24 protein-coding genes are annotated in these 25715 nt (G+C 69.4%); 11 read left to right on the top strand and 13 right to left on the bottom strand.

Going from position 1 to position 25715, the window contains the following annotated elements; genetic code table 11:
• Window positions 1-144: 144 nt before the first annotated feature.
• Window positions 145-2571, top strand: coding sequence for a DNA mismatch repair endonuclease MutL (gene mutL / locus Hbl1158_RS05265; protein ID WP_234299011.1), 2427 nt, complete (start codon window positions 145-147; stop codon window positions 2569-2571).
• 86 nt (window positions 2572-2657) lie between these two features.
• A complete protein-coding gene (kdgK1, locus tag Hbl1158_RS05260; protein WP_234299010.1) occupies window positions 2658-3611 on the top strand; it encodes a bifunctional 2-dehydro-3-deoxygluconokinase/2-dehydro-3-deoxygalactonokinase in 954 nt (317 codons plus the stop codon).
• A 78-nt stretch (window positions 3612-3689) separates the two neighbouring features.
• On the opposite strand, the gene Hbl1158_RS05255 is transcribed toward kdgK1, so the two are convergent.
• Window positions 3690-4325, bottom strand: coding sequence for a J domain-containing protein (locus Hbl1158_RS05255; RefSeq protein ID WP_234299009.1), 636 nt, complete (start codon window positions 4323-4325; stop codon window positions 3690-3692).
• A 111-nt stretch (window positions 4326-4436) separates the two neighbouring features.
• Between Hbl1158_RS05255 and Hbl1158_RS05250 the strand changes: the two genes are divergently transcribed.
• On the top strand, window positions 4437-4685 hold the full coding sequence (locus tag Hbl1158_RS05250; protein ID WP_234299008.1) for a hypothetical protein: 249 nt from the start codon (window positions 4437-4439) through the stop codon (window positions 4683-4685).
• A gap of 74 nt (window positions 4686-4759) precedes the next feature.
• Here the strand turns inward: Hbl1158_RS05250 and Hbl1158_RS05245 are convergent, their stop codons facing one another.
• Window positions 4760-5020: an MTH865 family protein gene (locus tag Hbl1158_RS05245; protein ID WP_234299007.1), complete on the bottom strand. Its 261-nt coding sequence runs from the start codon at window positions 5018-5020 to the stop codon at window positions 4760-4762.
• Window positions 5021-5181: 161 nt separating this feature from the next.
• Here Hbl1158_RS05245 and Hbl1158_RS05240 point away from each other — a divergent pair, with 161 nt between their 5' ends.
• The gene (locus Hbl1158_RS05240) at window positions 5182-6234 is read left to right on the top strand and encodes a M42 family metallopeptidase (protein WP_234299006.1); all 1053 of its coding nucleotides are present in this window, start codon (window positions 5182-5184) and stop codon (window positions 6232-6234) included.
• Window positions 6235-6601: 367 nt separating this feature from the next.
• Here the strand turns inward: Hbl1158_RS05240 and Hbl1158_RS05235 are convergent, their stop codons facing one another.
• Both Hbl1158_RS05235 and Hbl1158_RS05230 read right to left on the bottom strand, forming a co-directional pair.
• Complete coding sequence (locus Hbl1158_RS05235) at window positions 6602-7168, bottom strand: plastocyanin/azurin family copper-binding protein (RefSeq protein ID WP_234299005.1); 567 nt, start codon at window positions 7166-7168, stop codon at window positions 6602-6604.
• A gap of 326 nt (window positions 7169-7494) precedes the next feature.
• Window positions 7495-8556 carry a glycosyltransferase family 4 protein gene (locus tag Hbl1158_RS05230; protein WP_234299004.1) on the bottom strand — a complete coding sequence of 354 codons (1062 nt, stop codon included), beginning with the start codon at window positions 8554-8556 and terminating at the stop codon, window positions 7495-7497.
• 119 nt (window positions 8557-8675) lie between these two features.
• Between Hbl1158_RS05230 and Hbl1158_RS05225 the strand changes: the two genes are divergently transcribed.
• The 4 genes from Hbl1158_RS05225 (at window position 8676) to meaB (ending at window position 13443) form a co-directional block, all read left to right on the top strand.
• Entirely contained in the window at window positions 8676-10586 is a 1911-nt protein-coding gene (locus Hbl1158_RS05225) for a S9 family peptidase (RefSeq protein ID WP_234299003.1), read from the top strand.
• 102 nt (window positions 10587-10688) lie between these two features.
• Window positions 10689-11861, top strand: a complete 1173-nt coding sequence (locus tag Hbl1158_RS05220) for a GAF domain-containing protein (protein ID WP_234299002.1) — start codon at window positions 10689-10691, stop codon at window positions 11859-11861.
• Window positions 11862-11950: 89 nt separating this feature from the next.
• Window positions 11951-12376 carry a cobalamin B12-binding domain-containing protein gene (locus Hbl1158_RS05215; protein ID WP_234299001.1) on the top strand — a complete coding sequence of 142 codons (426 nt, stop codon included), beginning with the start codon at window positions 11951-11953 and terminating at the stop codon, window positions 12374-12376.
• Window positions 12376-13443 (top strand): methylmalonyl Co-A mutase-associated GTPase MeaB, encoded by a 1068-nt coding sequence (meaB, locus tag Hbl1158_RS05210; protein ID WP_234299000.1) that lies wholly within the window; start codon window positions 12376-12378, stop codon window positions 13441-13443. The genes Hbl1158_RS05215 and meaB overlap by 1 nt, the downstream gene beginning before the upstream one ends.
• A 68-nt stretch (window positions 13444-13511) precedes the next feature.
• Here meaB and Hbl1158_RS05205 read toward each other — a convergent pair whose 3' ends face one another.
• Window positions 13512-14444 carry a branched-chain amino acid transaminase gene (locus Hbl1158_RS05205; RefSeq protein ID WP_234298998.1) on the bottom strand — a complete coding sequence of 311 codons (933 nt, stop codon included), beginning with the start codon at window positions 14442-14444 and terminating at the stop codon, window positions 13512-13514.
• A gap of 201 nt (window positions 14445-14645) precedes the next feature.
• Between Hbl1158_RS05205 and Hbl1158_RS05200 the strand changes: the two genes are divergently transcribed.
• A complete protein-coding gene (locus Hbl1158_RS05200) occupies window positions 14646-16085 on the top strand; it encodes a Na+/H+ antiporter NhaC family protein (RefSeq protein ID WP_234298996.1) in 1440 nt (479 codons plus the stop codon).
• A 60-nt stretch (window positions 16086-16145) separates the two neighbouring features.
• Here the strand turns inward: Hbl1158_RS05200 and Hbl1158_RS05195 are convergent, their stop codons facing one another.
• The 4 genes from Hbl1158_RS05195 to Hbl1158_RS05180 form a co-directional block, all read right to left on the bottom strand.
• A complete protein-coding gene (locus Hbl1158_RS05195) occupies window positions 16146-16667 on the bottom strand; it encodes a GNAT family N-acetyltransferase (protein ID WP_234298995.1) in 522 nt (173 codons plus the stop codon).
• A 203-nt stretch (window positions 16668-16870) separates the two neighbouring features.
• The gene (locus Hbl1158_RS05190) at window positions 16871-17284 is read right to left on the bottom strand and encodes an EamA family transporter (RefSeq protein ID WP_234298994.1); all 414 of its coding nucleotides are present in this window, start codon (window positions 17282-17284) and stop codon (window positions 16871-16873) included.
• Window positions 17285-17447: 163 nt separating this feature from the next.
• The gene (gene ribB / locus Hbl1158_RS05185) at window positions 17448-18122 is read right to left on the bottom strand and encodes a 3,4-dihydroxy-2-butanone-4-phosphate synthase (RefSeq protein ID WP_234298993.1); all 675 of its coding nucleotides are present in this window, start codon (window positions 18120-18122) and stop codon (window positions 17448-17450) included.
• On the bottom strand, window positions 18119-18880 hold the full coding sequence (locus tag Hbl1158_RS05180; RefSeq protein WP_234298992.1) for a DUF120 domain-containing protein: 762 nt from the start codon (window positions 18878-18880) through the stop codon (window positions 18119-18121). Before Hbl1158_RS05180 ends, ribB begins: the two co-directional genes overlap by 4 nt.
• Window positions 18881-19138: 258 nt before the next feature.
• Between Hbl1158_RS05180 and argS the strand changes: the two genes are divergently transcribed.
• A complete protein-coding gene (gene argS / locus Hbl1158_RS05175) occupies window positions 19139-20920 on the top strand; it encodes an arginine--tRNA ligase (protein WP_234298991.1) in 1782 nt (593 codons plus the stop codon).
• 76 nt (window positions 20921-20996) lie between these two features.
• On the opposite strand, the gene Hbl1158_RS05170 is transcribed toward argS, so the two are convergent.
• On the bottom strand, window positions 20997-21155 hold the full coding sequence (locus Hbl1158_RS05170; RefSeq protein WP_234298990.1) for a hypothetical protein: 159 nt from the start codon (window positions 21153-21155) through the stop codon (window positions 20997-20999).
• A gap of 90 nt (window positions 21156-21245) precedes the next feature.
• Complete coding sequence (locus Hbl1158_RS05165) at window positions 21246-22439, bottom strand: MinD/ParA family protein (protein WP_234298989.1); 1194 nt, start codon at window positions 22437-22439, stop codon at window positions 21246-21248.
• A 208-nt stretch (window positions 22440-22647) separates the two neighbouring features.
• On the opposite strand from Hbl1158_RS05165, the gene prf1 reads away from it, so the two are divergent.
• Window positions 22648-23913 carry a peptide chain release factor aRF-1 gene (prf1, locus tag Hbl1158_RS05160; protein ID WP_234298988.1) on the top strand — a complete coding sequence of 422 codons (1266 nt, stop codon included), beginning with the start codon at window positions 22648-22650 and terminating at the stop codon, window positions 23911-23913.
• A gap of 47 nt (window positions 23914-23960) precedes the next feature.
• On the opposite strand, the gene Hbl1158_RS05155 is transcribed toward prf1, so the two are convergent.
• A complete protein-coding gene (locus tag Hbl1158_RS05155) occupies window positions 23961-25235 on the bottom strand; it encodes a transposase (RefSeq protein WP_234298987.1) in 1275 nt (424 codons plus the stop codon).
• Window positions 25232-25612 carry an IS200/IS605 family transposase gene (gene tnpA, locus Hbl1158_RS05150; protein ID WP_234298986.1) on the bottom strand — a complete coding sequence of 127 codons (381 nt, stop codon included), beginning with the start codon at window positions 25610-25612 and terminating at the stop codon, window positions 25232-25234. The genes Hbl1158_RS05155 and tnpA overlap by 4 nt, the downstream gene beginning before the upstream one ends.
• Between the last annotated feature and the right edge of the window lie 103 nt (window positions 25613-25715).

Genomic DNA, 25715 nt, shown 5'->3' with positions numbered 1-25715 from the left:
CGGCGGCGTCTCACCGCGACTCGTCGCCAGCGCGGTTCGGGACGGCGGCGACGCGGCTCCCGGTGTCGTCGCCGCGGCTCCCGGTGTCGCCCCGCGGGCGCACGGAACACGGGATTGATACCCCGTCGTCGCCACGTACCGTCGATGACCGGGGAGATACGCTCGCTCGACGACCGAACCGTCCGCGAGATCGCCGCTGGCGAGGTGGTCGAGCGACCCGCCTCCGTCGTGAAGGAGCTCGTCGAGAACGCGCTGGACGCGGGCGCGGGCCGAGTCGCCGTCGCCGTCGAGAACGGCGGGATCGACGGCGTCCGGGTGCGCGATGACGGCGCGGGCATCCCTCCAGAGGAGCTCCCGATGGCGGTGGCGAAACACGCGACGAGCAAGCTCGAGGGCATGGACGACCTCGACTCGGGCGTCGCAACCCTCGGCTTTCGCGGCGAGGCGCTCCACTCCGTGGGCGCGGTCGCTCGGCTGACGGTCCGCTCGCGAACGCCCGACGCCGACACCGGGGCGGAGTTGACCGTCGACCACGGCGACGAGGGAGAGGTCGAACCGGCCGGCTGCCCCGTCGGGACGACCGTCGAGGTGCGCGACCTGTTCGGGCGCACGCCCGCCCGCCGGAAGTTCCTCAAGACGCCCGCGACGGAGTTCGACCGCGTCAACGGCGTCGTGTCGGCGTACGCGCTGGCGAACCCGGACGTGGCCGTCTCGCTGGAGCACGACGGTCGCGAGGTGTTCGCCTCCCCCGGCGACGGGAACCGGCGCTCGGCGGTACTCGCGGTGTACGGCCGCGAGGTCGCCGAGTCGATGGTCGAGGTCGACCACGAGTCAGCGGACGGGCGAATCGCCGTCTCGGGGCTCGTCTCGCACCCGGAGACGACCCGGGCGAGTCGGGAGTACCTCACCACCTACGTCAACGACCGCTGGGTGCGCGAGAGCGACCTCCGTGGGGCCGTCGTCGACGCCTACGGGGGCCAACTCGCCACGGACCGCTACCCGTTCGCGGTCCTGTTCGTCGACGTGCCGCGCACGGCCGTCGACGTGAACGTCCACCCGCGGAAGACCGAGGTTCGCTTCGGCGACGACGCCGACGTGATGGCGACCGTCCGCGAGGGAGTCCGGGCCGCGCTGTTGGACCACGGCCTCGTTCGCTCGTCGGCCCCGCGGGGTCGGTCCGCGCCCGACGAGACCTCGGTGAACCCGGAGGTCGTCGGCGGCGCGGGGACGGACCACGAGCGGGCGGCGGCCGAGCGGCGCGAAGACGACGAGACGGCGAACACAAGCGACTCCGACGGCGACGACTCCGACGGCAGCGGCTCCAACGACGACTCCGACGACAGCGGCTCCAACGACGGCGATTCGACCGGAGGCGACGCGGACGACCGCGACTCCCCGAGTCCCGGCGCGAAGTCGACGTCCTCGGTCCTCGACGCGTGGGGCGGTTCTGACTCCGCAAACTCCGAGGAATCGGAGTCGTCCGGAGCGGCCGCGGGCGACGAGACCGGAGTCGACGGCACGGACGCCGGTGGAACGGCCGACACCGGCGGCACCGACGCCGCCGGCGACGACGCCTGGAGCGTCGAGGTGAGCGGCACGGACCGGCCGACGGATCACCCGACGCGGGGGCGAACCGACGCGACCGCCGGCGACGCACCGTCGCCGCGATCGTGGCAGTCCGACGACGTCGATCGGGAGACGGACGGCGACGACGGTAATGGCGACGACCGGGGTCGGGGCCGCGCGACCGTCGACAGCGACCAGGGCGGGGACGGTGGTGACGCCGACAGCGACCGGCCGGGGGACGGTAGTGACGACGCCCGCGACCGGTCGTGGGGCGCGCCCTCGCAGGCGACGCTCGCGGGCGGCACCACCGACGAGCGGACCGACCACGACCGCCTGCCCGCGATGCGGGTGCTCGGGCAGTACGACGACACCTACGTCGTCTGCGAGACGGACGCCGGACTCGTGCTGGTCGACCAGCACGCCGCCGACGAGCGCGTCAACTACGAGCGACTCCGGGCGGCCGTCGCCGGCGACACGCCCGCACAGACGCTCGCCGCGCCGGTCGAACTCCCGTTGACGGCCCGCGAGGCCGAGCTGTTCGAGACGTTCCGCGACGCGCTCCGGGAGGTGGGGTTCCGGGCCGAGCGCGTCGACGGCGACGGGGACCGCGACCGCGCCGACGACGCCGACCGCGACGCTGACGCCGACGCCGTCGACCGCGCGGTCGCGGTGACGGCGGTGCCGGCGGTGTTCGACGCGACGCTCGACCCGGATCTCCTGCGCGAGGTGCTCGCGGCGTTCGCCGACGAGGTCGCCGACGGCGGTCGCCCGGTGGCGGAGGTGGCCGACGCGCTGCTCGCGGATCTCGCCTGCTACCCGTCGGTGACGGGGAACACGTCGCTGACCGAGGGCAGCGTCGCCGACCTGCTCGACGCGCTGGACGACTGCGAGAACCCCTACGCGTGTCCGCACGGCCGCCCCGTGCTCGTGGAGTTCGGGACCGAGGAGATCGACGAGCGGTTCGAGCGCGACTATCCCGGCCACGGCGGTCGACGCGACGAGTAGGCGGAGCCGGTCTCGAGGCTCCCGTCCCTCCTTCCCCTCGGCTCCCTTCCCGACCCTTCTTGTGCGCCGCCGTCGTCGGCCCGCGCATGACCGACCTCGTCACCTTCGGGGAGACGATGCTTCGCCTCTCCCCCCCGGAGGGCACCCGACTGGAGACCGCCGACTCCCTCGACGCCCGCGTCGGCGGGGCAGAGAGCAACGTCGCCGTCGCGGGCGCGTCGCTGGGGATCGATACGGTGTGGCTCTCGAAGCTCCCGAACTCACCGCTCGGCCGCCGGGTGGTCAGAGGCCTGCGCGCACACGGCGTCCACACCGGGATCGCGTGGGACGAGGACGCCCGCCTCGGCACCTACTACCTCGAACACGGCGGCGAGCCCCGAGGAACGAACGTCGTCTACGACCGCGCCGACTCGGCGGTGACGACGGTGACGCCCGAGGAGTTGCCGCTGGGCGTGCTCGACGACGCGACCGCCTTCCACACGACGGGGATCACGCCCGCGCTCTCCGGGCGGGCCGCCGACGCGACCGCCGCCGCCCTCGAACGCGCCGCCGACGCCGGAGCCTCGACCAGCCTCGACGTGAACTACCGGAGCAAGCTCTGGAGCCACGAGGCGGCCCGGGAGACCCTGACCGACCTGTTCGATCACGTCGACACGCTGTTCGTCGCCAGACGCGACGCCGAGACCGTGCTCGACCGGGAGGGGAAGACGGTCGAGATCGCCCACGGACTGGCGACCGACCACGGCTTCGAGACGGTCGTCGTCACGCGGGGCGAGCGGGGCGCACTCGCGCTCCACGACGGCGAGGTGTTCGAGCAGCCGGTGTACGAGGCCGACACGCTCGATGCGATCGGTACCGGCGACGCCTTCGTCGGCGGCTTCCTCTCGCGGCGGTGCCGCGGCGGCGACGTGGCGGAGGCGCTGGAGTGGGGTGCCGCGACCGCCTCGCTCAAGCGGACCATCGCCGGCGACCTCGCGGTCGTCACGCCCGAGGAGGTCGAGCGCGTGATCGACGAGGGCGAGGGAGGGATCTCGCGGTAACGGTCGGGACGGACCGAGGGACCGCCGCCCCGAGGAAGAGAAAAGAGGAGGAACGAACTGTCGAGAGCGCCCGGCGCGCTACGACCGCGCGGACGACTCCTCGGCGTGCTCGAGGGCGGTCGCGTACGCCTCGCGGACCTCGTCGAACGCCTCCCTGCTCCCGCCCTGGTCGGGATGCGTCTCCTTCACCTTCTCGCGGTAGGCGGCCTCGACGCGCTCCTCGCCGGCGCTCGCGGGCAGGCCCAGCGTATCGAAGGCGGCCGCGGGCGTCGCCTTCGCGGACCCGGGTCCGGGAGCGAGACCGAGGTCGACCTCGGGCACCTCGAACGGGAGTCGCCGGGCGAGGTGCCACCCGGGCATCTCGTGTTCACAGAGTATCACGTGGTCGTCGCTGGCGTCGTCGTCGCGGATCGCGAAGTACGCGTGCACGTCGAAGGTGAGCGCGACGCGGCGCTCGGGCAGGTAGAAGTCGACGGTCGTCCCGTCGCGGTCGACGTCCTCGAGGAACCGCTCGTCGATGCGCCGGAGGTACTCGCGGATCTCCTCGCGGCGGCGGATCGACCCGCGGTCGCGGCCGCCGGTGCGGGCCGGCGGGTCGGGGAACCAGCGATTGGCCGCCAGGAACACCGTCGCGACGCCGGCCGAGGCGACGACGCCGACGACGACTCCCCACACCAGCCACCCCGGCAGGGCGGCGATCCACTCACCGAACACACCAGCGATTGGCGACGGGTGCTCTTGAACCCCTCGCCGGCGGCCCGACCGGCCGCGACCGCGTCGCCTGCGACGCGAGGAGTGAAGGCCCCGCAGACGCGTCGCTCACGCGTGCCGATCATCCGATTCGAGGCGGCCGACACCGACGACCTGACGGCCGTCGGCGAGGGGATCGCTCGCCCCGCACGCGAGGCCGGAGCGCTCCGCACCGGAACCGCCGTCGGGAAGCTCGCGGTGTTCCACGGCGACGGCTGTGCGGTCTGCGGCGAAGCGGTCCGCGCCGGCGACGCGTTCTACCTGGACAGCGGCGCTGGCGAAGTGCTGTGTGAAGCGCACGGCCGCGAGCGACGCGGCGACTGAACCGGGCGGTACCGGGAGTGCGGCGGGAGGGCGACGGGAAGGAGAGACCCGGGGTGGGGCGGTCGAAGCCGGACTCAGATCATCCCGTTGTCCTTCAGCCCCTCGATCACGTCGTCGACGAGCGAGTCGACGTCCTCGTAGGGGAAGTCCTGGCTGGAGCCGAGCTTGGCGGCGAGTTCCATCGCGGTGAAGGAGACGTCGCCGGACTCGAACTTCGTGCCCGGGCCCTGCGGCAGCGCCGGCACGAGGTCCATCTGACTGGAGACCGGGAAGTCGGCTCCCGAGAAGGCCTCTTCGAACTGGGCGCGCAGGTCGGCTTCCACGTCGTCTGACATACGCGCAACCGGGGCCGATGGCCGCAAAAGCGTTCCGGAACCACGGTGAACTCCGTGAGAGTTGTCCCGAGCGGTCGTCGCGGACCCGAACGCCGACCTCGGGCGGGCCGTCCGCCTCGAAATCCCCGGTGGTTATGGCCCGCGCGCGACGTGGATCGAGCATGGCGTTCGACTTCGACTTCGACCTGCTTCGCGAGCTGACCGAGACTCCCGGGGTGCCGGGCTACGAGGACCGCGTCCGCGACCGCGTCCGCGCCGTCCTCGAGGACGCCGTCGACGAGGTGCGAACCGACGCGATGGGCAACGTCGTCGGGACGGTCGAGGGGAGCGGCGACCACGAGGTCGCCGTCGCGGCCCACATGGACGAGATCGGCTTCATGGTGAAACACGTCACCGACGACGGCTTCCTGAAGGTGGACGCGCTCGGCGGGTGGGACGCCCGCGTGTTGCGCGCCCAGCGCGTCCGAGTCCACACGGGCCAGGGCGACCTCACCGGCGTCATCGGGTCGGTGCCGCCCCACACGCTCTCCGAGGAGGAGCGCGAGACGGACGACGCCGTCGAGGACGTGGTGATCGACCTGGGGATGGACGGGGACGCCGTCGTGGACCTCGTCGACGTGGGCGACCTCGTGACGATGGAGCAGACCACCGTCGAGATGGGCGAGACGGTCACGGGCAAGGCGCTCGACGACCGCGTGTGCCTGTTCGCGATGCTCGAGGCGGCCCGCGAACTGGATGACCCGCACGCGACGGTCCACTTCTGTGCGACCGTGCAGGAGGAGGTCGGCCTGCGCGGGGCGGAGGCGCTCGGCGTCGACGTGGACCCGGACCTCGCGATCGCGCTGGACGTGACCATCGCCTCCGACACGGCCGGCGTCGCCGAGGACAAGCAGGTGACCCGACTGGGCGAGGGGACGGCGGTGAAGCTGAAGGACGGCTCCGTGATCACGAACCCGAAGGTGACCCGTCGCCTGCGCGACGTGGCCGAGGCCGAGGGGATCGACCACCAGATGGAGGTGCTGCCCTCGGGCGGCACCGACACCGCCGCCTTCCAGACGGCCAACGGCGCGAAGCCCGTCGGCGCGATCTCGATCCCGACGCGATACCTCCACACGGTCACCGAGACCGCCCACGGCGACGACGTGCGCGCGACGATCGACCTGTTGGCGGCGTTCCTCGCGAGCGAGGACGGCTCTCACGACTACTCGCTGTAACGGCCGGTCGATCGGCGATTCGACGCCGAAAACGGCCCGGCGACCCAGCGCCTCCGCCCGGATCGCCGTCCGGTTCGAACGCGGTTCGACCGCCGGCCGTCGTGCGCCTCTGACATCCCCCGTCTCGCGGTACCGCACCGGTCCGTTCTCGGTGACGGCAATGAATCTGTCGAGGTTCCGTCACTACGTGCAGACTGCCGTCAAAATTGCTGCACGATAGGTATACGATCTCGAGCAGACGGTGGCCATGAGGAATGGACGGATCGCGGGACCCCTGGACGGATCGCGGGACCCCTGGACCGATCGGGCGAGAAAGCCGAACGCGACGGCCGATATTCGACCGTCGAAAAACCGGAGGCGTCGGCGACTACTGCTCGGGCGGTTCGTAGTCGCCGCCGTACTTCGTGAAGAAGAACGCGAGGCCAAGCGTCGCGACCATCGCGATGAAGGAGGCGACGCCGAGGCTCTTTGCGGAATCGGGCACTCCGGGCGGCCCCGCAGGCGTCGGCTCAGGCGTGGGCAGTTCCTCGACGACCTCGAGAGTTCCCTCCATCCCGACGGAGGCGTGGGGCTCACAGACGTACTCGTAGACGCCGACGGTCTCGAAGGTGAACTCCGTCGAGAATCCCTCGTCCTCGATCGGGGTGTGACCCTCCCAGGACGCGCCGTCGGGCTGGCTGTTGACGGCGACGTTGTGGCCGCCGGAGACCCACTCGAAGGTGACCGTCGTTCCGGGCGTCACGTAGAGCGTTTCCTCGGTCCCGGGCGCGAACAGCAGGCCGTCGCTGCCGGCACCGACCTCGACGGTGCCGGAGCCGTCGGCCGTCGCCTGAGCGGCTGCGGTTCCAGAGCCCGCGGCGACCGCGCCCGCGGCGGCGGTCGCGCCCGCCGCCCCCCGGATGAAGCTCCGGCGGCTGAGCGTGTCGTCTTCCATGCTCGCGGCTAGGCGTGTCCCGAACCTATATCCGTCGATCGAATCCGTGGCGGGGGACCGGAGCGGGACGGACGCCAGGCGTAGGCGACGCAGTTATCGGTGAGATCGTAGAGAGACCACAGCTGCGGTGCGGAAGTCGTTAACGGTAGTTCCGTGAGTGAGCCAGCCTTCGGCTGGCGAGCGAGCGGCATTTTTGACATTACGGGAAATCGAAGATTTCCCGTCAGTAGTCGGATTCCTCCGGAATCCAACGACATGAACGGGTTTTAGGGGGGTTCGGCGAGCGAGCGAACGGAGTGAGCGAGGAGGACCCCCCTAAAGGAGGTTCAGAGCCAGCCGTAGTCGTCGACGACGGCCTCGTAACACTCGACCCACTCCTCGAGCACCTCGGCGTGGTCGAACCCCGCGAACCCCTCGTTGATCTCCCACTCAGACAGGCCGCCGCAGGCGACGATTTCGTCGGCCAACTCCTGGGGGTTCGTCACCAGCCGGCCGCGGTCGAGGCCCTCGACGACCTCGTGGGCCGACGACCCCGCCTGGTACTCCACGATGCCGACACAGCCACAGGCCAGCGCCCACAGGAGTTCAGTCGCGAACGGCTCGTAGGTCGCCGTCTGAGCGAACACGTGCGCGCCCTTCAACACCGGCACCAGCTCCTCGTCGGAGAGGTCGCCGAGGAAGTGGACGCGGTCGTCGATCCGGAGGTCTGCGGCCGTCCGCTCGGCGTCGTCGCGGGCGGGGCCGTCGCCGACGACGGCGGCGTTCCAGTCGCGGTCGCGAAGCTCCGCCAGCGCGAGGAGGAACTCTCCGACGTTGGCGTCGCCGTCGAGGTCGCGGGCCCAGACCACGTCGAATCGGTCGTCGACCCCTGATTCGCGGACGAGATCGAAGTCGATGCTCTCGGGGATCACTCGGACGTTCACGTCGCTCGCGCCGTGCTCGCGGACGGCGGTGCGCACCGTCTCCGAGGGGACGGTCACGCGGTCGGCTCCGGTCGCCGCCTTACGGTACTGCCGACCGGACCCGCGCTCGGGGTCGCGCTCCCACCAGTCGACGACGACGGGGACGCGCAACACCCGCGCGGTCGTTCGCGCCGTGGTGGCGTGGCCGGGCGGGACCGAGACAGCGTGGATCACGTCGGGGTCGACGCGTCGGAGGAGGAACGGGAGCTTCGAGCGGAACCGCCCCGGGCCGGGGTCGTCGGTGACGGCGTGATACTCGATCCCCTCGTGCTCGAACCGTGGAATCTCTCCGCCCCACCACCGCGCACACAGCCAATGGACGTTGTGGCCGCGGTCGGCGAGTCCGCGGGCGACGCGTCGCGTCCGGCGGGTGGCGGGCGCGTCCCGCGTTCCCACCGTGTCCATCGAGACGACCGCGACGCGCATGTACTCCGAGCTACCCGGGCGGGAACAAAAAGGGAGGCGATAGCCGGCGGCGACTCACAGCGTCGTCGACACCCTCGCCGACCCGAACGCTTTCGACGCGTCGCGGAGACCAATCGGTCATGAGCAACCCGACGTACGACATCGAGCGGTACCTCAACGTTCGCTCGGCGCACGGTGGCGCGTTCGCGCCCGACGGCACGCTCGCGTTCCTGATGGACACCACCGGGACCCCGCAGGTGTGGAGCCTCACGGAGCCGGGGGCGTGGCCCGAGCAGCACACCTTCTACGAGGAGCGCGTCACCTTCGTCGACTGGTCGCCCGAGCGTCGCGAACTCGCCTTCGGCATGGACGAGGGCGGCAACGAGCGCGCACAGCTGTACCGCCTGGATCCCGACGCGGGCGTCGTCACCGAGTGGACCGGGATGCCCGAGGCGAAACACCGTTGGGGCGGCTGGTCACACGACGGCGAGCGGTTCGCGTTCGCCTCGAACCGCCGCGACGAGGCCGTCTTCGACGTGTACGTCCAGGGTCGCGAGGAGACCGGCGAGGAGGCGGAACTGGTGTACGAGGGCGACGGCTGGCTCTCGGTGGCGGGCTGGTCGCCCGACGACTCCCGTCTGCTCGTCCACGAGGCGCACGCGAGCTTCGACCACGACCTCCACGTGCTCGACGTCGACTCGGGGGAGCTGACCACCCTCACGCCCCACTCCGCGGAGGCCCGCTTCTCCAGCCCCGAGTGGGGGCCGGCGGGCGACGCCGTGTACGTCTGCACCGACCACGCCTCCGACACGCTCCGCCTGGAGCGGATCGCCCTCGGGGACGAAGCAGGCGCTGACGGCGGTGTCGCCGGCGACGGTGGCGGCGCGGACGACGCCACCGGCGACCGCGCAGGCGACGGCGCGGGCGAGACGCTGGGCGATCTCACCGTCGTCGCCGACGGCGGCGACTGGAACGTCGACGGGGTGGTCGTCGACGAGGACACCAACCGGGTCGCCTACTCCCGAAACGTCGAAGGGTACACCCGGATCACGGTCGGCGAGTTCACGGCCCCCGACCGGATCGACGAGTTCGCCGAGCCCGACCTGCCGAGGTGCGTCGCCGGCGGGCTCTCGTTCGGTCCCGACGCCGACCGACTGGCGATCACCGTCACCGGGAGCACGGTGAACACGAACTGTTACGTGGCGGACGTGAAGTCCGGCGAGGTCCAGCGGTGGACGTACGCGGCGACTGCAGGCATTCCCGCCGAGACGTTCGTCGAGCCCGAACTCGTCCACTATCCCACCTTCGACGGCCGGGACATCCCGGCGTTCTTCTCGACGCCGGACGACGCCGGCGAGCGCGACACGCCCGTCGTCGTCGACATCCACGGCGGCCCCGAGAGCCAGCGTCGCCCGTCCTTCAACGCGGTCAAGCAGTACCTCCTCAACGCCGGCTACGCCGTGTTCGAGCCGAACGTCCGCGGGTCCTCGGGGTACGGAAAGGCGTACTCCCACCTCGACGACGTCGAACGGCGGATGGACTCGGTCGCAGACGTCGAGGCGGCCGTGGAGTGGCTCCACGACCACCCGGTCGTCGACCCCGACCGGATCGTCGCGATGGGCGGGAGCTACGGGGGGTTCATGGTGCTGTCGGCGCTGACGGAGTACCCCGACCTCTGGGCCGCCGGCGTTGACATCGTCGGCATCGCGAGCTTCGTCACGTTCCTCGAGAACACGGGCGACTGGCGGCGCGAACTGCGGGAGGCCGAGTACGGCAGCCTCGAGGACGACCGGGAGTTCCTCGAGTCGATCTCGCCGATCAACCACGTCGACGAGATCGACGCGCCGCTGTTCGTGTTGCACGGCGCGAACGACCCCAGGGTGCCGGTCGGCGAGGCCGAACAGATCGTCGAGGAGGCCGGCGAGCACGTGCCCACGCGGTCGCTGATCTTCGAGGACGAGGGGCACGGCTTCTCGAAGTTGGAAAACCGGATCGAGGCGTACCGAGCGATCGAGGAGTTCCTGAACGAACACGTCGGCGACGGCGCGTAACCGGCTGCGAGTTCGGCTCGGATGCCGATTCCGCCGGTGGTGAGGATCCATCACCGCCGGCGACGAATGAGTTAAGAGGTCAGACCGGTTGAGGTGAATCGTATGCCGGACGTCCGACGCCCGCGTATCCTTCTCGCCACACCGGACGCGTCGGCCGACGGGGACCGGATCGCGGACGAATTGGAGGCGGAGATCGACTGCGAGACGATCGTTCGCGGCGGGGAGACAGTCGTCGAGTTCCTGCGCGAACTCGGCCCGACGATCGACTGCGTGATCTGCTGTGAGGGGGAAGGCTGCGAGGCAGCGGCGCTGGCGGAGACGGACCCGACGATGCCGATCGTCGTGTACGGCGACACCGCGCCGTCGGCCCCGGTCGACGCCGTCGTCGCCCGCGACGGCGGGACGAGCGTGCTCGGCCGACAGGTGCTCGACCGGATCGAGCGCTCGCGCGAGCGGGACCGACTCGCAGAGGCGAACGCGAAGCTCTCGGCGCTCAACACGTACACCCGCGAGCTGACCGGCTGCGAGACCGTCGAGGGCGTGAGCGAGACCGTCGTCGATGCGGTGACGGAAGCCCTCGGACACGGAGAAGTGGTCCTCGCGATGCGCGACGGCGACGAGTTCTACCCGTACGGCCACACCTTCCCCGAGGACTTCGACGCGACGTTGGGCACCGACGAGGGAGTCATCGGACGAACGTACCAGACCGAGGAGACGCAGATCGTCGACGACTACCGGGCCGACCCCGACCGCGCCCGCGACATCGAGACCCGCTCGGTCGTGAGCGTTCCCGTCGGCGACCACGGCGTCCTCCAGGTGACGAGCGACCACGAAGGGGCCTTCGACGAGCGCGACGCCGAGTTCGTCGAGATCGTCGCCTCCCACGCGGCGGAGGCGCTCGCGCGCCTCCAGCGGGAGTCCGACCTCCGCGTCGAACGCGACCGGCTTCAGTACTTCTTCGAGGGGATCAGAGCCCCGGCGGTGTACGTGGAGTCCGGTGACGGCGGCGACCCGGTGCTCGCGGAGGTGAACTCAGCCTACGAGGGACTGTTCGGGTCCGACGGCGTCGGGCGGCCGGTGTCGGAGGCGTTCCCGACGGCGACCGAACGCGAGGTGTTCGGCTCCGACGGCCCGGACGAGGTCGCCCACCGAGACATCACCCGCGAGAGCGACGACGGCCCCGAGGACCTGATCGTGGGTATGGTCCCCGTTCCCTTGACCGGGGTGGACGTGGCCGCGTTCGGGTGGTACGCCGTGGACGTCGAGTTACCGTAGTCGAGACCGCACACCCGGCACCGACCCGCGCGGGGAACGCTTCAGAGGCGTCCGTTAAAGTCAACACCGGCGGCGACGAAGCGTGGTGCATGAGTACACAGGAGCGTGAGGAGGAACGGACGATCCGCTGTCTCATCGCCAAGGTCGGGCTCGACGGCCACGACCGCGGCGCACACGTCATCTCGCGGGCGTTCCGTGACGCCGGCTTCGAGGTAATCTACTCCGGCCTCCACCGCGCCCCCGACGAGATCGTACAGGCTGCCGTCCAAGAGGACGTGGACGTCCTCGGGATCTCCATCCTCTCGGGCGCGCACAACACGCTCGTCCCGAAGATAGTCGAGGGACTCGAGAGCTACGACGCCTTCGACGACACGCTGATCCTCGTGGGCGGGATCATTCCCGATGACGACCGCGACGAGCTCGTCGAGATGGGCGTCGACGCGGTGTTCGGCCCCGGGACCCCGATGGAAGAGACGATCGAGTTCGTCCGCGAGAACGCGCCCGAGCGCGAGTGATGACGGCCGCAGAGTCGAGTCGGTCGAAGCTCGTCGAGGAGCTGTTGAACGGCAAACACCGGGCGCTGGCCCGCGTCATCTCCAAGATCGAGAACCGCTCGCCGGGGTACCGCGACATCGTCTCGCAGCTCCACGCCCACACCGGCGAGGCCGACGTGATCGGCGTGACTGGCAGCCCGGGCGCGGGCAAGTCGACGCTGGTGGACAAACTGGCGAGGACGTACCGGGACCGCGGCGACACCGTCGGGGTCATCGGGGTCGACCCCTCCTCGCCGTACACCGGCGGGGCGGTGCTGGGCGACCGGATCCGGATGGCCTCGAACGTCGGCGACATGGACGTGTTCTTCCGATCGATGAGCGCGAGAGGGACCCTCGGCGGACTGTCGACGGCGACCTCGGACGCCGTGAAGGCGCTCGACGCCTTCGGCAAGGACACGGTGATCATCGAGACGGTCGGGGCCGGACAGAACGAGGTGGACATCGTCCGCACGGCCGACACCGTCTGCGTGCTCGTCCAGCCCGGCTCCGGCGACGACGTGCAGATGCTGAAGGCCGGCATCCTCGAGATCGGCGACGTGTTCGTCGTCAACAAGGCCGACATGGACGGCGCGGAACGGACCGTCGCCGAGCTGGAGGAGATGATCCACATGCGCGAGAACCCCGCTGCGGGGCTGAACACGGGACACCACGGTCCCGTCGACGACGAGGAGATGCGCGAGGTCGCCCTCGACGACCCCGAAGAGGACGCGTGGGACCCGGAGGTGATCGAGACGGTCGCCACCAGCGGTGAGGGGGTCGACGAGCTGATCGACACCCTCGACGCGCACGCGGCGTGGCTCCAGGAGACGGGACGGATCGACGACAAGGCGCGCACGCGGTACGCCGAGGAGATCCGACAGCTCGTCCGCGGCGATACGGCCGCCCAGCTGGAGCGTATGATCGCCGACGCCGGCGGCATCGACGCCCTCGCCGACCGCGTGGTCGCGCGCGAGACGGATCCGTACTCCGTCGCCGACGAACTCGTCGGTCCGATCCGCGAGTGCGTGGACGAGGAGTTGGACCGGTAAGAGTCCGTCCGGTTCGGGGCCGCCCGTTCGGGCGACGACGAACGACCGGAACGGACTGACCCGTCGGCCTAGACGTACGTGAACCACTCCTCGTGGTCGTCGGTGCGACGCTCCACGAGGTCGAAGAACGCGGTCTGCAACTCCTCGGTGACCGGCCCGCGCGATCCGGTGCCGATCTCGACGTTGTCCACCTGCCGGATCGGCGTGACCTCCGCCGCGGAGCCGGTGAAGAACAGCTCGTCGGCGGTGTTGAGTTCGCCCCGCGAGATGCTCACGTTGTCGTGGACGGTGTAGCCGCGCTCGCGGGCCAGTTCGATCACCGTGTTGCGGGTGATGCCGTCGAGGATCGATTCGCTCAGCCCGGGGGTGTGGATCTCGCCGTCGCGCACGAGGAAGATGTTCTCGCCGGGGCCCTCGGCGACGTTGCCCTCCTTGTTGAGGACGATGGCCTCCTCGTAGCCGTTACGGCGGGCCTCCTCGCCCGCGAGCAGGGAGTTGACGTACAGCCCCGTCGTCTTGGCGTTCGTCGGGATCTGGCTCGAAGCGTGCTTGCGCCAAGAGGAGACCATCGCCTTGATGCCGTTCTCCAGGGCGTCCTCGCCGAGATACGTGCCCCACGGCCACGCCGCGATCGCCACGTCGGTGGGACAGTCGCCCGGCGAGACGCCGAGTTGATGGTAGCCGTAGTAGGCGATGGGGCGGACGTACGCCGACTCGAGGTCGTTGCGGCGGATGACCTCCATCGTCGCCTCCGTCAGCTCCTCCCGGGAGTACGGGATCTCCATGTCGTACGGCTTGGTCGACTCGAAGAAGCGGTCGAGGTGCTCCTCCCAGCGGAACACGGCCGTCCCCTCCTCGGTGTCGTACGCGCGCACGCCCTCGAAGACGCCCGTGCCGTAGTGCAGTCCGTGTGTGAGGACGTGGGTCGTCGCGTCCTCCCAGTCGACGTACTCGCCGTTCTGCCAGATAGTGTCGACGTCCATCTCCGCGAAGCCAGCCATACGCGGTCGCAGGATTTGCCGGACAATAAATACCACAGAAACGACGGGGCGACTGGCTCCGGACCCAGTTTCTCGTTCGCTCCGCTCCCGCCGCGTTCGCGGAGCCCGTGCCCCCGGGATCGGCGGGCGACGACCCCCCATGCACAACCATGAATAATAAAAACGTGCTGTTTAATTACTTTGAAGAATTATTTGTCGGTGATGGAGACACAGACGCCACGCACCGACGGGGAGCGCGGCGACGCGCGGCGGCCGACGCTCGGCGAAGCGGTCGTGCCGCTGGCGGTCGTCGTCGCCTCGTTGGCCGTCGGCTCGGGGCTGCTCGGACTGGCCCCGCACGGACCGCTGCTGTGGAGCATCGCGTTCGCCGGGCTGTTCGCGCGCTACCGGCTCGGCTACGACTGGGACGGCGTGTACGACGCCGCCGAGGGCGGCCTGCGGATGGGGATGCAGGCGATACTAATCCTGTTCGTCATCTACGGGCTGATCGCGACGTGGACCAGCGCCGGCACGATCCCGGGGCTGATGTACTACGGCCTGGGGCTGCTGTCACCGCAGGTGTTCCTCCCGGTGACGGCCGTGCTCGCCGCCGTCGTCGCCTTCGCGATCGGCTCGTCGTGGACCACCGTCGGGACGCTCGGCGTCGCGTTCATCGGTATCGGCTCGGGGCTTGGCGTGTCAGCGCCGATGACCGCCGGCGCGATCGTCTCGGGGGCGTACGCCGGGGACAAGCAGAGCCCGCTGTCGGACACCACCAACCTCGCGGCCGCCGTCACGAACACCGACCTGTACGACCACATCACCGCCATGCGCCTCGGCACCGCCGTCGCGCTCGGCGTTTCGGTCGTCGGCTACGCCGTCCTCGGCGCGTACGCGGTGAGCGGTTCCGGCGGCGACACCGCCGCCATCACCGAACCGCTCGCGTCGACGTACGCGCTCGGCCCGCTGGTGTTCCTTCCCCTGCTCGTCACGTTCGGGCTCGCGACCCGTGGGTACCCGGCGCTCCCGTCGCTGGTGGCGGGCGTGTTCGCGGGCGCGGGGACGACCGTGCTCGCGCAGGGTCGCTCGTTCACCGCGGCCTGGGACGCCTTCCTGAACGGTACCGCCCCCGAGACGGGGAGCGAACTGGTCAATGGCCTGCTGTCGACCGGCGGCCTCGCGGGCTCGGGATGGACCATCGCCGTCGTCGTCGCGGCGCTGGCGCTCGGCGGCCTGCTCGAGGGCACCGACGTGCTCGCGGTGGTGACCGACCGCCTCGCCGACGCGGTGTGGTCCCGGAACTCCCTCGTCATCGGTACCGGTGCCTCCGCGCTGCTCACGAACGCGTTCACCGCCCAGCAGTACATGAGCATCGTCGTACCCGGCGTGAGCCTTCGAGAGCTGTACGACGACTACGGGCTCGACTCGCGGGACCTCTCGCGGGCCGTCGAGGCCGCCGGCACTCCGACGGGACCGCTGTTCCCGTGGCACGCCGGCGCGGTCTTCATGGCGGCCGCGCTCGGCTTCGAGTCGTCGTGGGCGTTCGTCCCGTACTACTTCTTCGGGCCGCTGTCCGTGCTGGCGCTCGTCGGGATGGCGCTGGCCGGGCGGGCGACGACGCCGACCGAGACGCCGGGTGGTGTCGCCCCCGCGGACGATTAGAGCGAGGCCGCGAAGCGGCCTCGAGAGGACCGCGGCGAGGTCCTCGGGCCGACCCCGTCGCTACCGCGAGAACCGGTCTGTCGGGTGCGTCCCGTCGAACAGGTCGACGGTACCTCCGTCGTAGCGCTCGAACCCGAGCGACTCGTAGAACCGACGCCCGCGTTCGTTCGCGGCCAGGCACTCGACGTACTCCGGCGTCCCGTCCTCGAGTGCGTCGCTCCCCCGCCGGACGAGCGCCTTCCCGACCCCCTCGCCCCAGTAGTCGGGGGCGACGTAGACCGCGCGGTGCTGTGCGGCGTCATCGGGGACGAACGCGTGCGTGTTCGACTCCCCCCACGCGACGTTGCAGACCCCGGCGATGCCGTCGTCGACGACAGCCACGAGGAACAGCAACTCCCCGTCCGCGCGCTTGCGCTCGAACCGCTCCTCGGGGTAGAACTCCGTCGGATCCGTCGTCGCCTCGACCAGCGCGTCGCCGTCGAGGACGTCGTCGTAGCCGCGCCGCCAGGACCGCGCGAGCGTCTCCTGCACCCCGCGGAGGTCGCCGGCGCAGACGGGGCGGACCGCGGGATCAGTCGGCACAGTCACGTCGTTGTCGGTCGGCGGCAAGACCGTTTCGGGGGTGTGAGAACCGGGGGCGTGGTGCCGTGACCCCAGGGTCTCCCGCGACGCTTCGGCTCGTTCCTCACCCACCACGGACGTGAAATCGTGCCGATCGGCGTACTCGCTCGCGGTCGCCGGCGAGAGTGCCCGATTGGGGCGTCGGCGGGGACGATACCGCCACCTCACGACGCTAAGAGAACGACGGCGGCACCAGCGAGCACGATCCCGAGGGCCTTCCTGGCCGTGACCGGTTCGCCCAGAACGACGATCCCGAGGAGCGCGCCCACGACGAGGAACAGCCCGAACACCGGAACCACGACGCTCACCGGGCCCGTCGAGAGCGCCCGGAAGTACCCGATGACAGCGCCGGCCAGACAGATCCCTGCCGCAAGCGAGAACTGAACGGACCGACTCGTCACCGACACGGTCGACCACTCGCCGAACAACGCCGCCACGATCGTCGATCCGATCGCCAGCGTGACGACCGCGATCGGCATGACGGTGAACGCCGGGAGGTCGTTCATCGCGATCTTGATGAAGAGGAACGAGAACGCGTACGATATCATCGCCGCCACGGTCCACAGGAGGTAGCTCATCGGGCTCGTCTCCCGGAGTTCGTGCGTTCCGTCCGACCGGTCAACCGACTCATGGAGTAACTCACCCGTTCGGCGACGGATAAAAACGAGGTCGGTGCGGTCGGCGGTACGCACGGGTCCGGTCGCCGGCGGCGGAGGCTTCTGACGCGATTCCGGCCTCGTTCTACCCAAGCGCCTCGACCAGTTCCTCGCCCTCGACGTACGGGAAGCCGTGGCGCTCGGCGTACTCCCGTGCGGCCGTCGGCGACAGCGCCCGCCCGGTCTCGTCGTCGAGCATCTCACAGACGACGACAGCGGGCGGCTGTCCGGTCTCGGCGGCCATCGCGAGCCCCAACTCGGTGTGTCCGAGCCGATCCGAGAGCCCGTCGGGCGCGCCCCGGAGCACGTGGACGTGGCCGGGCGCGCGGAACTCGGCGGCGAACTCCTCGGGACCGTAGTCGACGCCGGCCTCGACGGCCGAGGCCATCGACGCCAGTTCCGTGATCGTCAGCGCGCGGTCGTCGTCGGTGATCCCGGTGAAGGTGTCGCGGTGGTTCACCGGCAGCGAGAACGACGACCTGTCGTCGTACGCGAGGTCGTGGCTCGCGGCCGCCAGGTGGTCGATCTGGTCCTCGAGGAACGGGAGGCCGGCGGCGTCGGCGACGGCGTCGGAGACGGCCACGCAGATCAGGCCGCCCGCGTCGTTGCGCATCCGCGCCACGTCCTCCGGCCCGACGGAGCCCGCCGGGTACACGAGGTCGGTTTCACCCTCGCGGTCGTCGAAGTCGTGGACCAACACGGGCTCGCCCGTCCGGAACGCCGCGAGCGCTCGGTCGAGCCGCCCGGCCTGCCGGCTCACGCGGACCCCCCGGCGTCGGCGGCCGCGGCGTGATCTGCGGCCTCCCCGGCGTCGGCGCGCTCGGCGTCGGTGACGCGCACGCGAACCTCGTCGCCGTCGTCGATCCCCAGTTCATCGCGGAGCTTCGCGGGCGCGATTACCTCCAGTTGGTCCTCGTCGTGGTGCGTCCGTTCCGGGACGATGACGTGCGCCGGCGTGAACGACCCGTCGTCGACGCGGACCTCCGCCGCGTAACACGTCGCCGGGCCGAACGTCCGCTCGTCGTCCTCCCAGCCGTCGATGGGGACGCCGTCGACGGAGTCGAGTCCGGCGCGGGCGCGCACCGCCGCCTCCGACAGATCGACGTTCAGCGTCCCCGGGAAGGGTTCGTATCCCAACCGCTCGATGAACTGCTCGTGGTAGCCCGACAGCTGGATGTAGTGGCGGCCCTCGCCCATCCCGGAGGTTACCGTCCCCGACAGCGAGAGGCCGGCCTCGCCCTCGAACAGGCGGCGGTAGTCGGCGTACTCCCCGCGTAAGCGGCGCTCGCCGGCGTCGGTCACCGTCACCCACTGCCCGTCTCCGACCACGTCGCGGTCGAGCAGGCCGGCCGACTCCAGTCGCTGGAGCCGTCTGGAGGCGGTCTGACTGGACGCGTCGAGGCGCTCACCGAGCGTCGAACACGAGACCTTCACGGGCTCGCCGAGGCCGCCGCAGAGCGCGACCGTCTTCAGCGCGGCCACCTCGTCGTGGCCGACGGTCGTCGTCGTGGAACTCATTGTCCGTTCTCGGGGAGCGCGACGCAAAAGCGTATCGGATACGATATGCGTAACGAAACTGAGATCCAGTATCCCGCCTTCGGAACCCGTACCGTATCTGTGGAGGCGATCCACCAAAAGGCGTCGGTGTCGGCGACCGGCGCTGGGGGATTCGGCCGGCGAACCGGAGCGGGTTCGCCGATCCGCGTCGCGGCCGTTCGACGGCGTCGCCGGCGCGGTTCGGAAACCCATTTATCGGCGGCGGGGGAAGCCCCGCGCATGTTCAGACAGTTCCGGTCGGCCGCGGCGTCGGCGCTGACGGACGCGCTCGCCGACCTCGGCTACCCGACCGACGACCTCGGCATCGAGGACCCGCCCGACGGCGTCGACGCGACGCTCGCCTCCAGCGTCGCCTTTCGGTTGGCGGGGGAGGCGGGCGCGCCGCCGCCGCAGGTCGCCGCCGAGGTCGCCGACGCGGTCGACGCGGAGGCGACTGAGTACCTCGAGCGCGTCGAGACCAGCGGCCCGTACGTGAACTTCCTCGCGAACGACGCCTACCTCGCGGACACGGTCGCGGCCGCCGGCGACGACGAGTTCGGCCGGCTTCCCCCGAAAGACGAGTCCGTCGTCGTCGAGCACACGTCCGCGAACCCGACCGGACCGATCCACGTGGGGCGCGCGCGCAACCCGATCGTCGGCGACGCCGTCGCCAACGCCATCGACTACGCCGGCTACGACGTGGACCGCCACTACTACGTCAACGACGCCGGCCGGCAGATGGCCGTGTTCACGTGGGCCTACGAGACGTTCGACGAGAGCGACCTCCCCGACGTCGAGCGCGACAAGCCCGACTACGACCTCGTGCGCTACTACCGCAAGGGCAACGCCTTCCTGGAGGAGGGTCCCGAGGCGGCGGTCGAGACCGCCGAGGCCGAGATCCAGTCGATCATGCAGGGGCTGGAGGCGGGCGACGAGGACACCTACGAGCGCGTGAGCGAGGTCGTCGACGCCGTGCTCGCGGGGATGCGCGGGACGCTGGCGCGCCTGCCCGCGGAGTTCGACGAGTTCGTCAAGGAGACGCGGTTCATGCGCGACGGCTCCGCGGACGACCTGGTCGAGCGCCTGCAGGACCTCGACGAGTCGGTGTACGAGGAGGACGCCTGGCAACTGGACCTGTCTGCGTTCGGTATCGACAAGAAGCTCGTGTTCCTGCGCTCGGACGGCACGACGCTGTACACGACCCGCGACCTCGCCCACCACGAGTGGAAGTTCGAGAACTACGACCGCGCGGTCACCGTCATCGGCGAGGACCACAAGCTCGCGTTCGACCAGCTCCGCCACGCCCTGGAGTTACTGGACCACGACACCGACCAGCTCGAACAGCTGTTCTACTCGTGGGTGAACCTCCCCGGTGGCGAGGGAATGAGTACCCGCGCCGGGACCGGAATCGACCTCGACGACCTGCTGGACGAGGCGATCGACCGCGCCCGCGAGGAGGTGGAGTCGCGCATGGACGACCGCATCCGCGACGACGAACTCGCCGAGGCGGACGTCGACCGCATCGCCCGCCAGGTCGGCGTCGGCGCGGTCCGATACGACATCGTGAGCAAACAGCCCGCGAAGGCGATCACCTTCGAGTGGGATCGCGCGCTTGACTTCGAGGCGCAGTCCGCTCCCTACGTCCAGTACGTCCACGCGCGCTGCTGCGGCATCGTCGACGAGGCCCGCGACGAGGAGCCCCTCGCGGAGGGGGCGATCGCCGGCGACGCCGCCGTCGACCCCGCGACGCTGTCGACGCCCGAGGAGCGCGACCTCGTGCACGTGATCGCGCGGCTTCCCGCCGTGATCGAGGAGGCCGCCGACGACCTCGAGCCCCATCGCGTCGCGACCTACACTCGGGAGTTCGCCGAGACGTTCAACGCCTTCTACCGGGAGTGCCCGGTGCTCACGGCCGACGACCCGGCCACCCGCGAGGCACGTCTGGCGCTCGTCGTCGCCGCGCGCAACGCCGTCGCTAACGCGCTCGACGTGCTCGGGATCGAGGCCCCCGAGTCGATGTAGCCGGCGGTCGTCGACGCCGCGGTCGACGCCGGACTCGTCCGAAGAAGTCGCTCTTTGCGCTCCCCGTCGACCGGACTCAGACCGCAGACGGCAGATCCGTCACGGGCGCGATGAACGCGGGCGTGACGAGGCTCCCGCCGACCGAGAGGACGGCCGCGGCCCCCAGGCCCAGCGCGAGGACGATGAAGACGAGTATCCACCACAGCGGCACGGAGTCGTTTCCTGCTTCGCTCATACGCTGGAGGGGTCGTGCCGAACGCAAGAAACCCTCGGTTCCGTCGGGCCGACAACAACATCCACGGAGCCCGCGTCCCCGCCGGCCGCGCTACCGGAACAGGCGGCCGAAGATCCCGCCGTTGTCGTCGTCAGCGTCCTCGTCCTCGTCGGACTCGCCGTCGCTTCCCTGTTTCGCGATGTCGGTCCGCTCCTTGCTCTCTTGAGCAAACGGGATCACGTCGTCGCCGATCTCCGCGGCCTCGCCCGATTCGGCGTCCTCGACGGGGACGTACTCCTCGCCGAGTACCATCCGTCGGGCGGCCGCCGCGGCCTCGTCTTCCTGCCCGTCGTCGTCGTCGATGATGACCGCGTCGTCGACCTCGGCCTCGGGGTCGGTGTCATCCGGGGCGATGGGATCGGTCGGTTCCCCGGCGGCCGCCTCGGATCCGGCCGGGTCGAGGTCGAGTGCGGCAGTCGGCGGCTCGCTCGCTCCGGTGTCCCGGTGCTCGTCGGGTTCCTCGTCGCCTTCCTCGGCCTCCTCGGCCTCGTCGAACCCGGGCCCGTCGTCCTCGGCGTCCTTGGCGTCCTCGGCGTCCTCGGCGTCCATCGGCGGGCGGATCGGGCTCCCGGTGAGCGACGACGCGAGCGACCGGTAGGCCGCGGCCGCCTCGCCGTCGGGCGCGTGAATCGACAGCGGCTCGCCGGCGGCCTGCGCGTCCGCGACCGCGGGGTCCTCGGGGATCGAGCCGAGCACGGGCACGTCCACGTCGCCGGTGTCCTCGTCGCCGTCGGCGCGGTTGAGCGCGATGCCGGCGACGCTCCCGCCGAGGCGTTCGGTGAGATCCTGCGTCTTTCGGGTGTTCGCGAGGCCGTCGCGCGTCGGCGTCGACACGAGCAGGACCGCGTCGGCGACCGACAACGGTAGGGCGGTCTCGTGGGTGAGCCCCGCACCGGTGTCGACGACGACGTACTCCGCCTCGGTGATCGCCTCGATCACGTCGACGAGTTCGGTCGGCTCGGCCTTCCGGAAGTCCTCCAGGGTCGTCCCGCCGGGGAGCACCGCCAGCCCGTGGGGGCCCTCGCGGGTGGCCTCCGCGGGGTCGCCCTCCCCCGCGAGCACGTCGTGCAGCGTCGTCTCCCCCGGATCGACCCCGAGCGTCGGGGCCAGGCTGGCCGATCCCAGGTCGGCGTCGACCGCGACCGTGTCGTACCCTGCGGCCGCGAGCGTGGCCGCGAGGTTGGCGGCGGTCGCCGTCTTTCCGACCCCCCCTTTCACGCTCGCGACGGCGTAGATCGTCGGCATCTACCGTGGGTACGGCGGCCCCTCGTGATAAATGTGGGTCCCGACGCGCGGTCGGCCGGCCGTCGGGAGGAGATTGGCGGTCGGGAGGGGATGGAGGTCGGGAGAGAACCGACACCGATCGCCGACTCATCCGTCGGGAGCAGTCGCGTGCGGCGTGGTACCGCACTATTCAACAGGTACTTACACCGCGCCCGGCGATCTACCCGTAATGAGCAGCGACGCCGAAGAGGGGCAACCCAACGAGGACAGACGGAAGTACGAGTTCCGGAAGGTCCTCGACGAACTCGACGACTTCGAGGGGTCGGGAACCCAACTCGTCACGATCTACATCCCCGAGGACAAGCAGGTCTCCGACGTGGTCGCACACGTCACCCAGGAGCACAGCGAGGCGTCCAACATCAAGTCCAAACAGACCCGAACGGCCGTGCAGGACGCGCTCACCAGCATCAAGGACCGCCTGCGCTACTACGACACCTACCCACCGGACAACGGCATCGTGATCTTCTCGGGCGCGGTCGACTCCGGCGGCGGGCAAACCGAGATGGTGACCAAGGTGCTGGAGTCGCCGCCCGAGCCGATCCAGTCGTTCCGCTACCACTGCGATTCGAACTTCCTGACCGGGCCGCTCGAGGACATGATGTCCGACAAGGGCCTGTTCGGGCTCATCGTCCTCGACCGCCGCGAGGCGAACGTCGGCTGGCTCAAGGGCAAGCGCGTCGAGGCGGTCAAGTCGGCCTCCTCGCTGGTTCCCGGCAAGCAGCGGAAGGGTGGCCAGTCCGCCCAACGCTTCGCTCGACTCCGCCTGGAGGCTATCGACAACTTCTACCAGGAGGTCGCGGGGATGGCCAACGACCTGATGGTCGACAAGCGCCACGAGCTCGAGGGCATCCTCGTGGGCGGTCCCTCGCCCACGAAAGACGAGTTCCTCGACGGCGACTACCTCCACCACGAGCTCCAAGACCTCGTCCTCGGGAAGTTCGACGTTGCCTACACCGACGAGTCCGGCCTGCACGACCTCGTCGACGCCGCCGACGAGGTGCTCGCCAACCAGGAAGTGCTCAAGGACAAACGCGAGATGGAGGAGTTTTTCGAGAAGCTCCACACCGGCGAGGAGGCCACCTACGGCTTCGAGCAGACCCGCCGAAACCTCGTGATGGGTTCGGTCGACCGGCTCCTCGTCTCGGAGGACCTCCACCACGACGTGATCCCCTACGAGTGTCCCAACGGGCACGAGGAACGCGAGATCGTCGAACGCCGACACTCCACGCCCGATCACGAGTGTACCGAGTGCGGCGAGACGGTCCCAGCCAGCGAGGCCGGCGAGCGCGAGGACGCCGTCGAGCACCTCATGAACATCGCCGAACAGCGCGGCACCGACACGAAGTTCATCTCCACCGACTTCGAGAAGGGCGAACAGCTCATGGACGCCTTCGGCGGCGTCGCCGGCATCCTCCGCTACTCGACCGGCGTTTGACATCCTCCCCGCGCTAAAACGCGAGGATTCCTCCGTTGGGGGTTCGGCTACCGACCCACGGAGGCAACTTGCGGGTTTGTGCGCACTTCTTTGGGACTGTCGTGAGGGTGTGATTTCCCCGACCAGTTGTGGTCGTCCCACTCGAATCGCACGGGCCGTGCCATCGGCCTGACTTCCGTATCGCTATTTTCTTGAAGGAACGTCTCTGATGCCGTGAGGTCGGCGTGACCTTCGAAGCCACACGGACACGTCAGCGTATCCTCGTGGCGAACCGTCTCCTCGTGGTCACCACATTCGGGACATGTCTGACTCGTCCACGCTTCCGACTCAACTTCGAGACTGATGCCGTACTCCTCACAGACGCACGCGAGGCGGTGGATGAACTTCTTGAACGCCCAGAAGTTGTGCGTCTTCTCGTTCACCCTGACCGACCAGTACGTTTCCAACACGTCGGTCAAATCACCCACGTACACCGTCGCAACGCCTTCGTCGTACAGCCGTTCAACGAGGTCGCGCACCAGCGCGTTCTGTGCGTGGTCACGGCACTTCGTCCGCTGCCGGTACAGCTGCCGAATCCGCTTGGAACTGTAGCGTCCCTCTCGGAGTGTCGACTGTAGCCGGGCGATCTCGTCTGTTGTCTCGCGGAACCGTCCGAACAACTCCCGTCCGTCGTAGAGGTACTGGTTTCCAGTAGTCGTGGAGCAGGCGACGAGATTGTTCGCGCCAACGTCGAGGGCGGCTTCTTCCGAAGCCAGTGGTGAATCCAGTCGAGAATCAGGTACGGTGACTGGTTGGAAAGCCCTGAACGTGTCGCTCACCTCGTCGTACTCAAGTTCCAGACGACCCTGTTTGCCGTCCCAATTCGGGTTGCCTCGGACTTCGAGGCGAAGTCGTTCATGGTAGCCGAGTCCGTATTCGTCTTTCAGTTCTTGCCCTACAGGAATTTCGAGACGGCTACGCTTGCCCCACTCAATTGTGTACTGGTTGTTGCGGATGTAGGTGCGGAGTTCGCGTCCGTCCTCCCCGTTGCCCCAGTACGACGGAGGGTTGGCGTCCTCGCTGTTCTCCGTGAGGGCAAAGAACGAGCGCCACGCTTCGCTGTTCTTGCGCGTGACCTGTTGAACAGTCGCGCTTCCGACGACACCGTTGTACTGTCCACGGTACTCGGAAGTGTCCCACACGTCGCCGTCACCGAAGTAGTTCTGACGGCGTTCATAGGTGAGTTCGTTCCACAGAGAGGCGGAGGCGTCGAGTAGCCGTAGGAGGCACTCTTTGTCGTTCTCGGTCTGGGGGACGACCTCGAAGGTGTTGACGCGCTTCATTCGTCGTCACCCTCTTGTTCAGCGATGTACTGTTCGACAGCGCCCTTCGTTGCGCTTCCCGCCGTACCGACGTAGTACGAACGAGTCCACTTCACGCGGTCGTCGTACCGCTGATTGTACTTTCGCGCCGAAATCCCCTTGATCCAGTTGACGATGAGTGACGGGGCGTTCTTGGGTGGACTTCCGATGAACAGGTGTACGTGGTCGGGCATGACCTCGGAGTCGGCCAGTTCGAGGCCCTTGTCTTCACAGATTTCCGCGAAGATGGCTTCGAGACGTTCCTTCGTCTTCCCCGTCAGGTGCGAACGACGATATTTCGGCACGAACACTATGTGGTAGTAGAGTTCGTATTTCGCATGACGGGTACTCTTCGCCATCTATCTATACTATCACGATCGGACGGATTAAAGACTACGTTGGAACCCCCGTCTATGCCACCGCCAGCGGTTGAATACTGTTGGTCGGCTTCATCCCCGCCCT

Origin of the sequence: Halobaculum sp. CBA1158 (assembly GCF_021431925.1) — an archaeon.
Lineage (GTDB): Archaea > Halobacteriota > Halobacteria > Halobacteriales > Haloferacaceae > Halobaculum.
This window is presented reverse-complemented; position numbering and strand designations above follow the sequence as displayed.

Bases quoted from the DNA above. Each gene is read 5' to 3' on its own strand.
- mutL (WP_234299011.1), top strand. From the start codon at position 145: ATGACCGGGGAGATACGCTCGCTCGACGACCGAACCGTCCGCGAGATC.
- kdgK1 (WP_234299010.1), top strand. From the start codon at position 2,658: ATGACCGACCTCGTCACCTTCGGGGAGACGATGCTTCGCCTCTCCCCC.
- Hbl1158_RS05245 (WP_234299007.1), bottom strand. From the start codon at position 5,020: ATGTCAGACGACGTGGAAGCCGACCTGCGCGCCCAGTTCGAAGAGGCC.
- Hbl1158_RS05240 (WP_234299006.1), top strand. From the start codon at position 5,182: ATGGCGTTCGACTTCGACTTCGACCTGCTTCGCGAGCTGACCGAGACT.
- Hbl1158_RS05235 (WP_234299005.1), bottom strand. From the start codon at position 7,168: ATGGAAGACGACACGCTCAGCCGCCGGAGCTTCATCCGGGGGGCGGCG.
- Hbl1158_RS05230 (WP_234299004.1), bottom strand. From the start codon at position 8,556: ATGCGCGTCGCGGTCGTCTCGATGGACACGGTGGGAACGCGGGACGCG.
- Hbl1158_RS05225 (WP_234299003.1), top strand. From the start codon at position 8,676: ATGAGCAACCCGACGTACGACATCGAGCGGTACCTCAACGTTCGCTCG.
- Hbl1158_RS05220 (WP_234299002.1), top strand. From the start codon at position 10,689: ATGCCGGACGTCCGACGCCCGCGTATCCTTCTCGCCACACCGGACGCG.
- Hbl1158_RS05215 (WP_234299001.1), top strand. From the start codon at position 11,951: ATGAGTACACAGGAGCGTGAGGAGGAACGGACGATCCGCTGTCTCATC.
- meaB (WP_234299000.1), top strand. From the start codon at position 12,376: ATGACGGCCGCAGAGTCGAGTCGGTCGAAGCTCGTCGAGGAGCTGTTG.
- Hbl1158_RS05205 (WP_234298998.1), bottom strand. From the start codon at position 14,444: ATGGCTGGCTTCGCGGAGATGGACGTCGACACTATCTGGCAGAACGGC.
- Hbl1158_RS05200 (WP_234298996.1), top strand. From the start codon at position 14,646: ATGGAGACACAGACGCCACGCACCGACGGGGAGCGCGGCGACGCGCGG.
- Hbl1158_RS05190 (WP_234298994.1), bottom strand. From the start codon at position 17,284: ATGAGCTACCTCCTGTGGACCGTGGCGGCGATGATATCGTACGCGTTC.
- Hbl1158_RS05180 (WP_234298992.1), bottom strand. From the start codon at position 18,880: ATGAGTTCCACGACGACGACCGTCGGCCACGACGAGGTGGCCGCGCTG.
- argS (WP_234298991.1), top strand. From the start codon at position 19,139: ATGTTCAGACAGTTCCGGTCGGCCGCGGCGTCGGCGCTGACGGACGCG.
- Hbl1158_RS05170 (WP_234298990.1), bottom strand. From the start codon at position 21,155: ATGAGCGAAGCAGGAAACGACTCCGTGCCGCTGTGGTGGATACTCGTC.
- Hbl1158_RS05165 (WP_234298989.1), bottom strand. From the start codon at position 22,439: ATGCCGACGATCTACGCCGTCGCGAGCGTGAAAGGGGGGGTCGGAAAG.
- prf1 (WP_234298988.1), top strand. From the start codon at position 22,648: ATGAGCAGCGACGCCGAAGAGGGGCAACCCAACGAGGACAGACGGAAG.
- Hbl1158_RS05155 (WP_234298987.1), bottom strand. From the start codon at position 25,235: ATGAAGCGCGTCAACACCTTCGAGGTCGTCCCCCAGACCGAGAACGAC.
- tnpA (WP_234298986.1), bottom strand. From the start codon at position 25,612: ATGGCGAAGAGTACCCGTCATGCGAAATACGAACTCTACTACCACATA.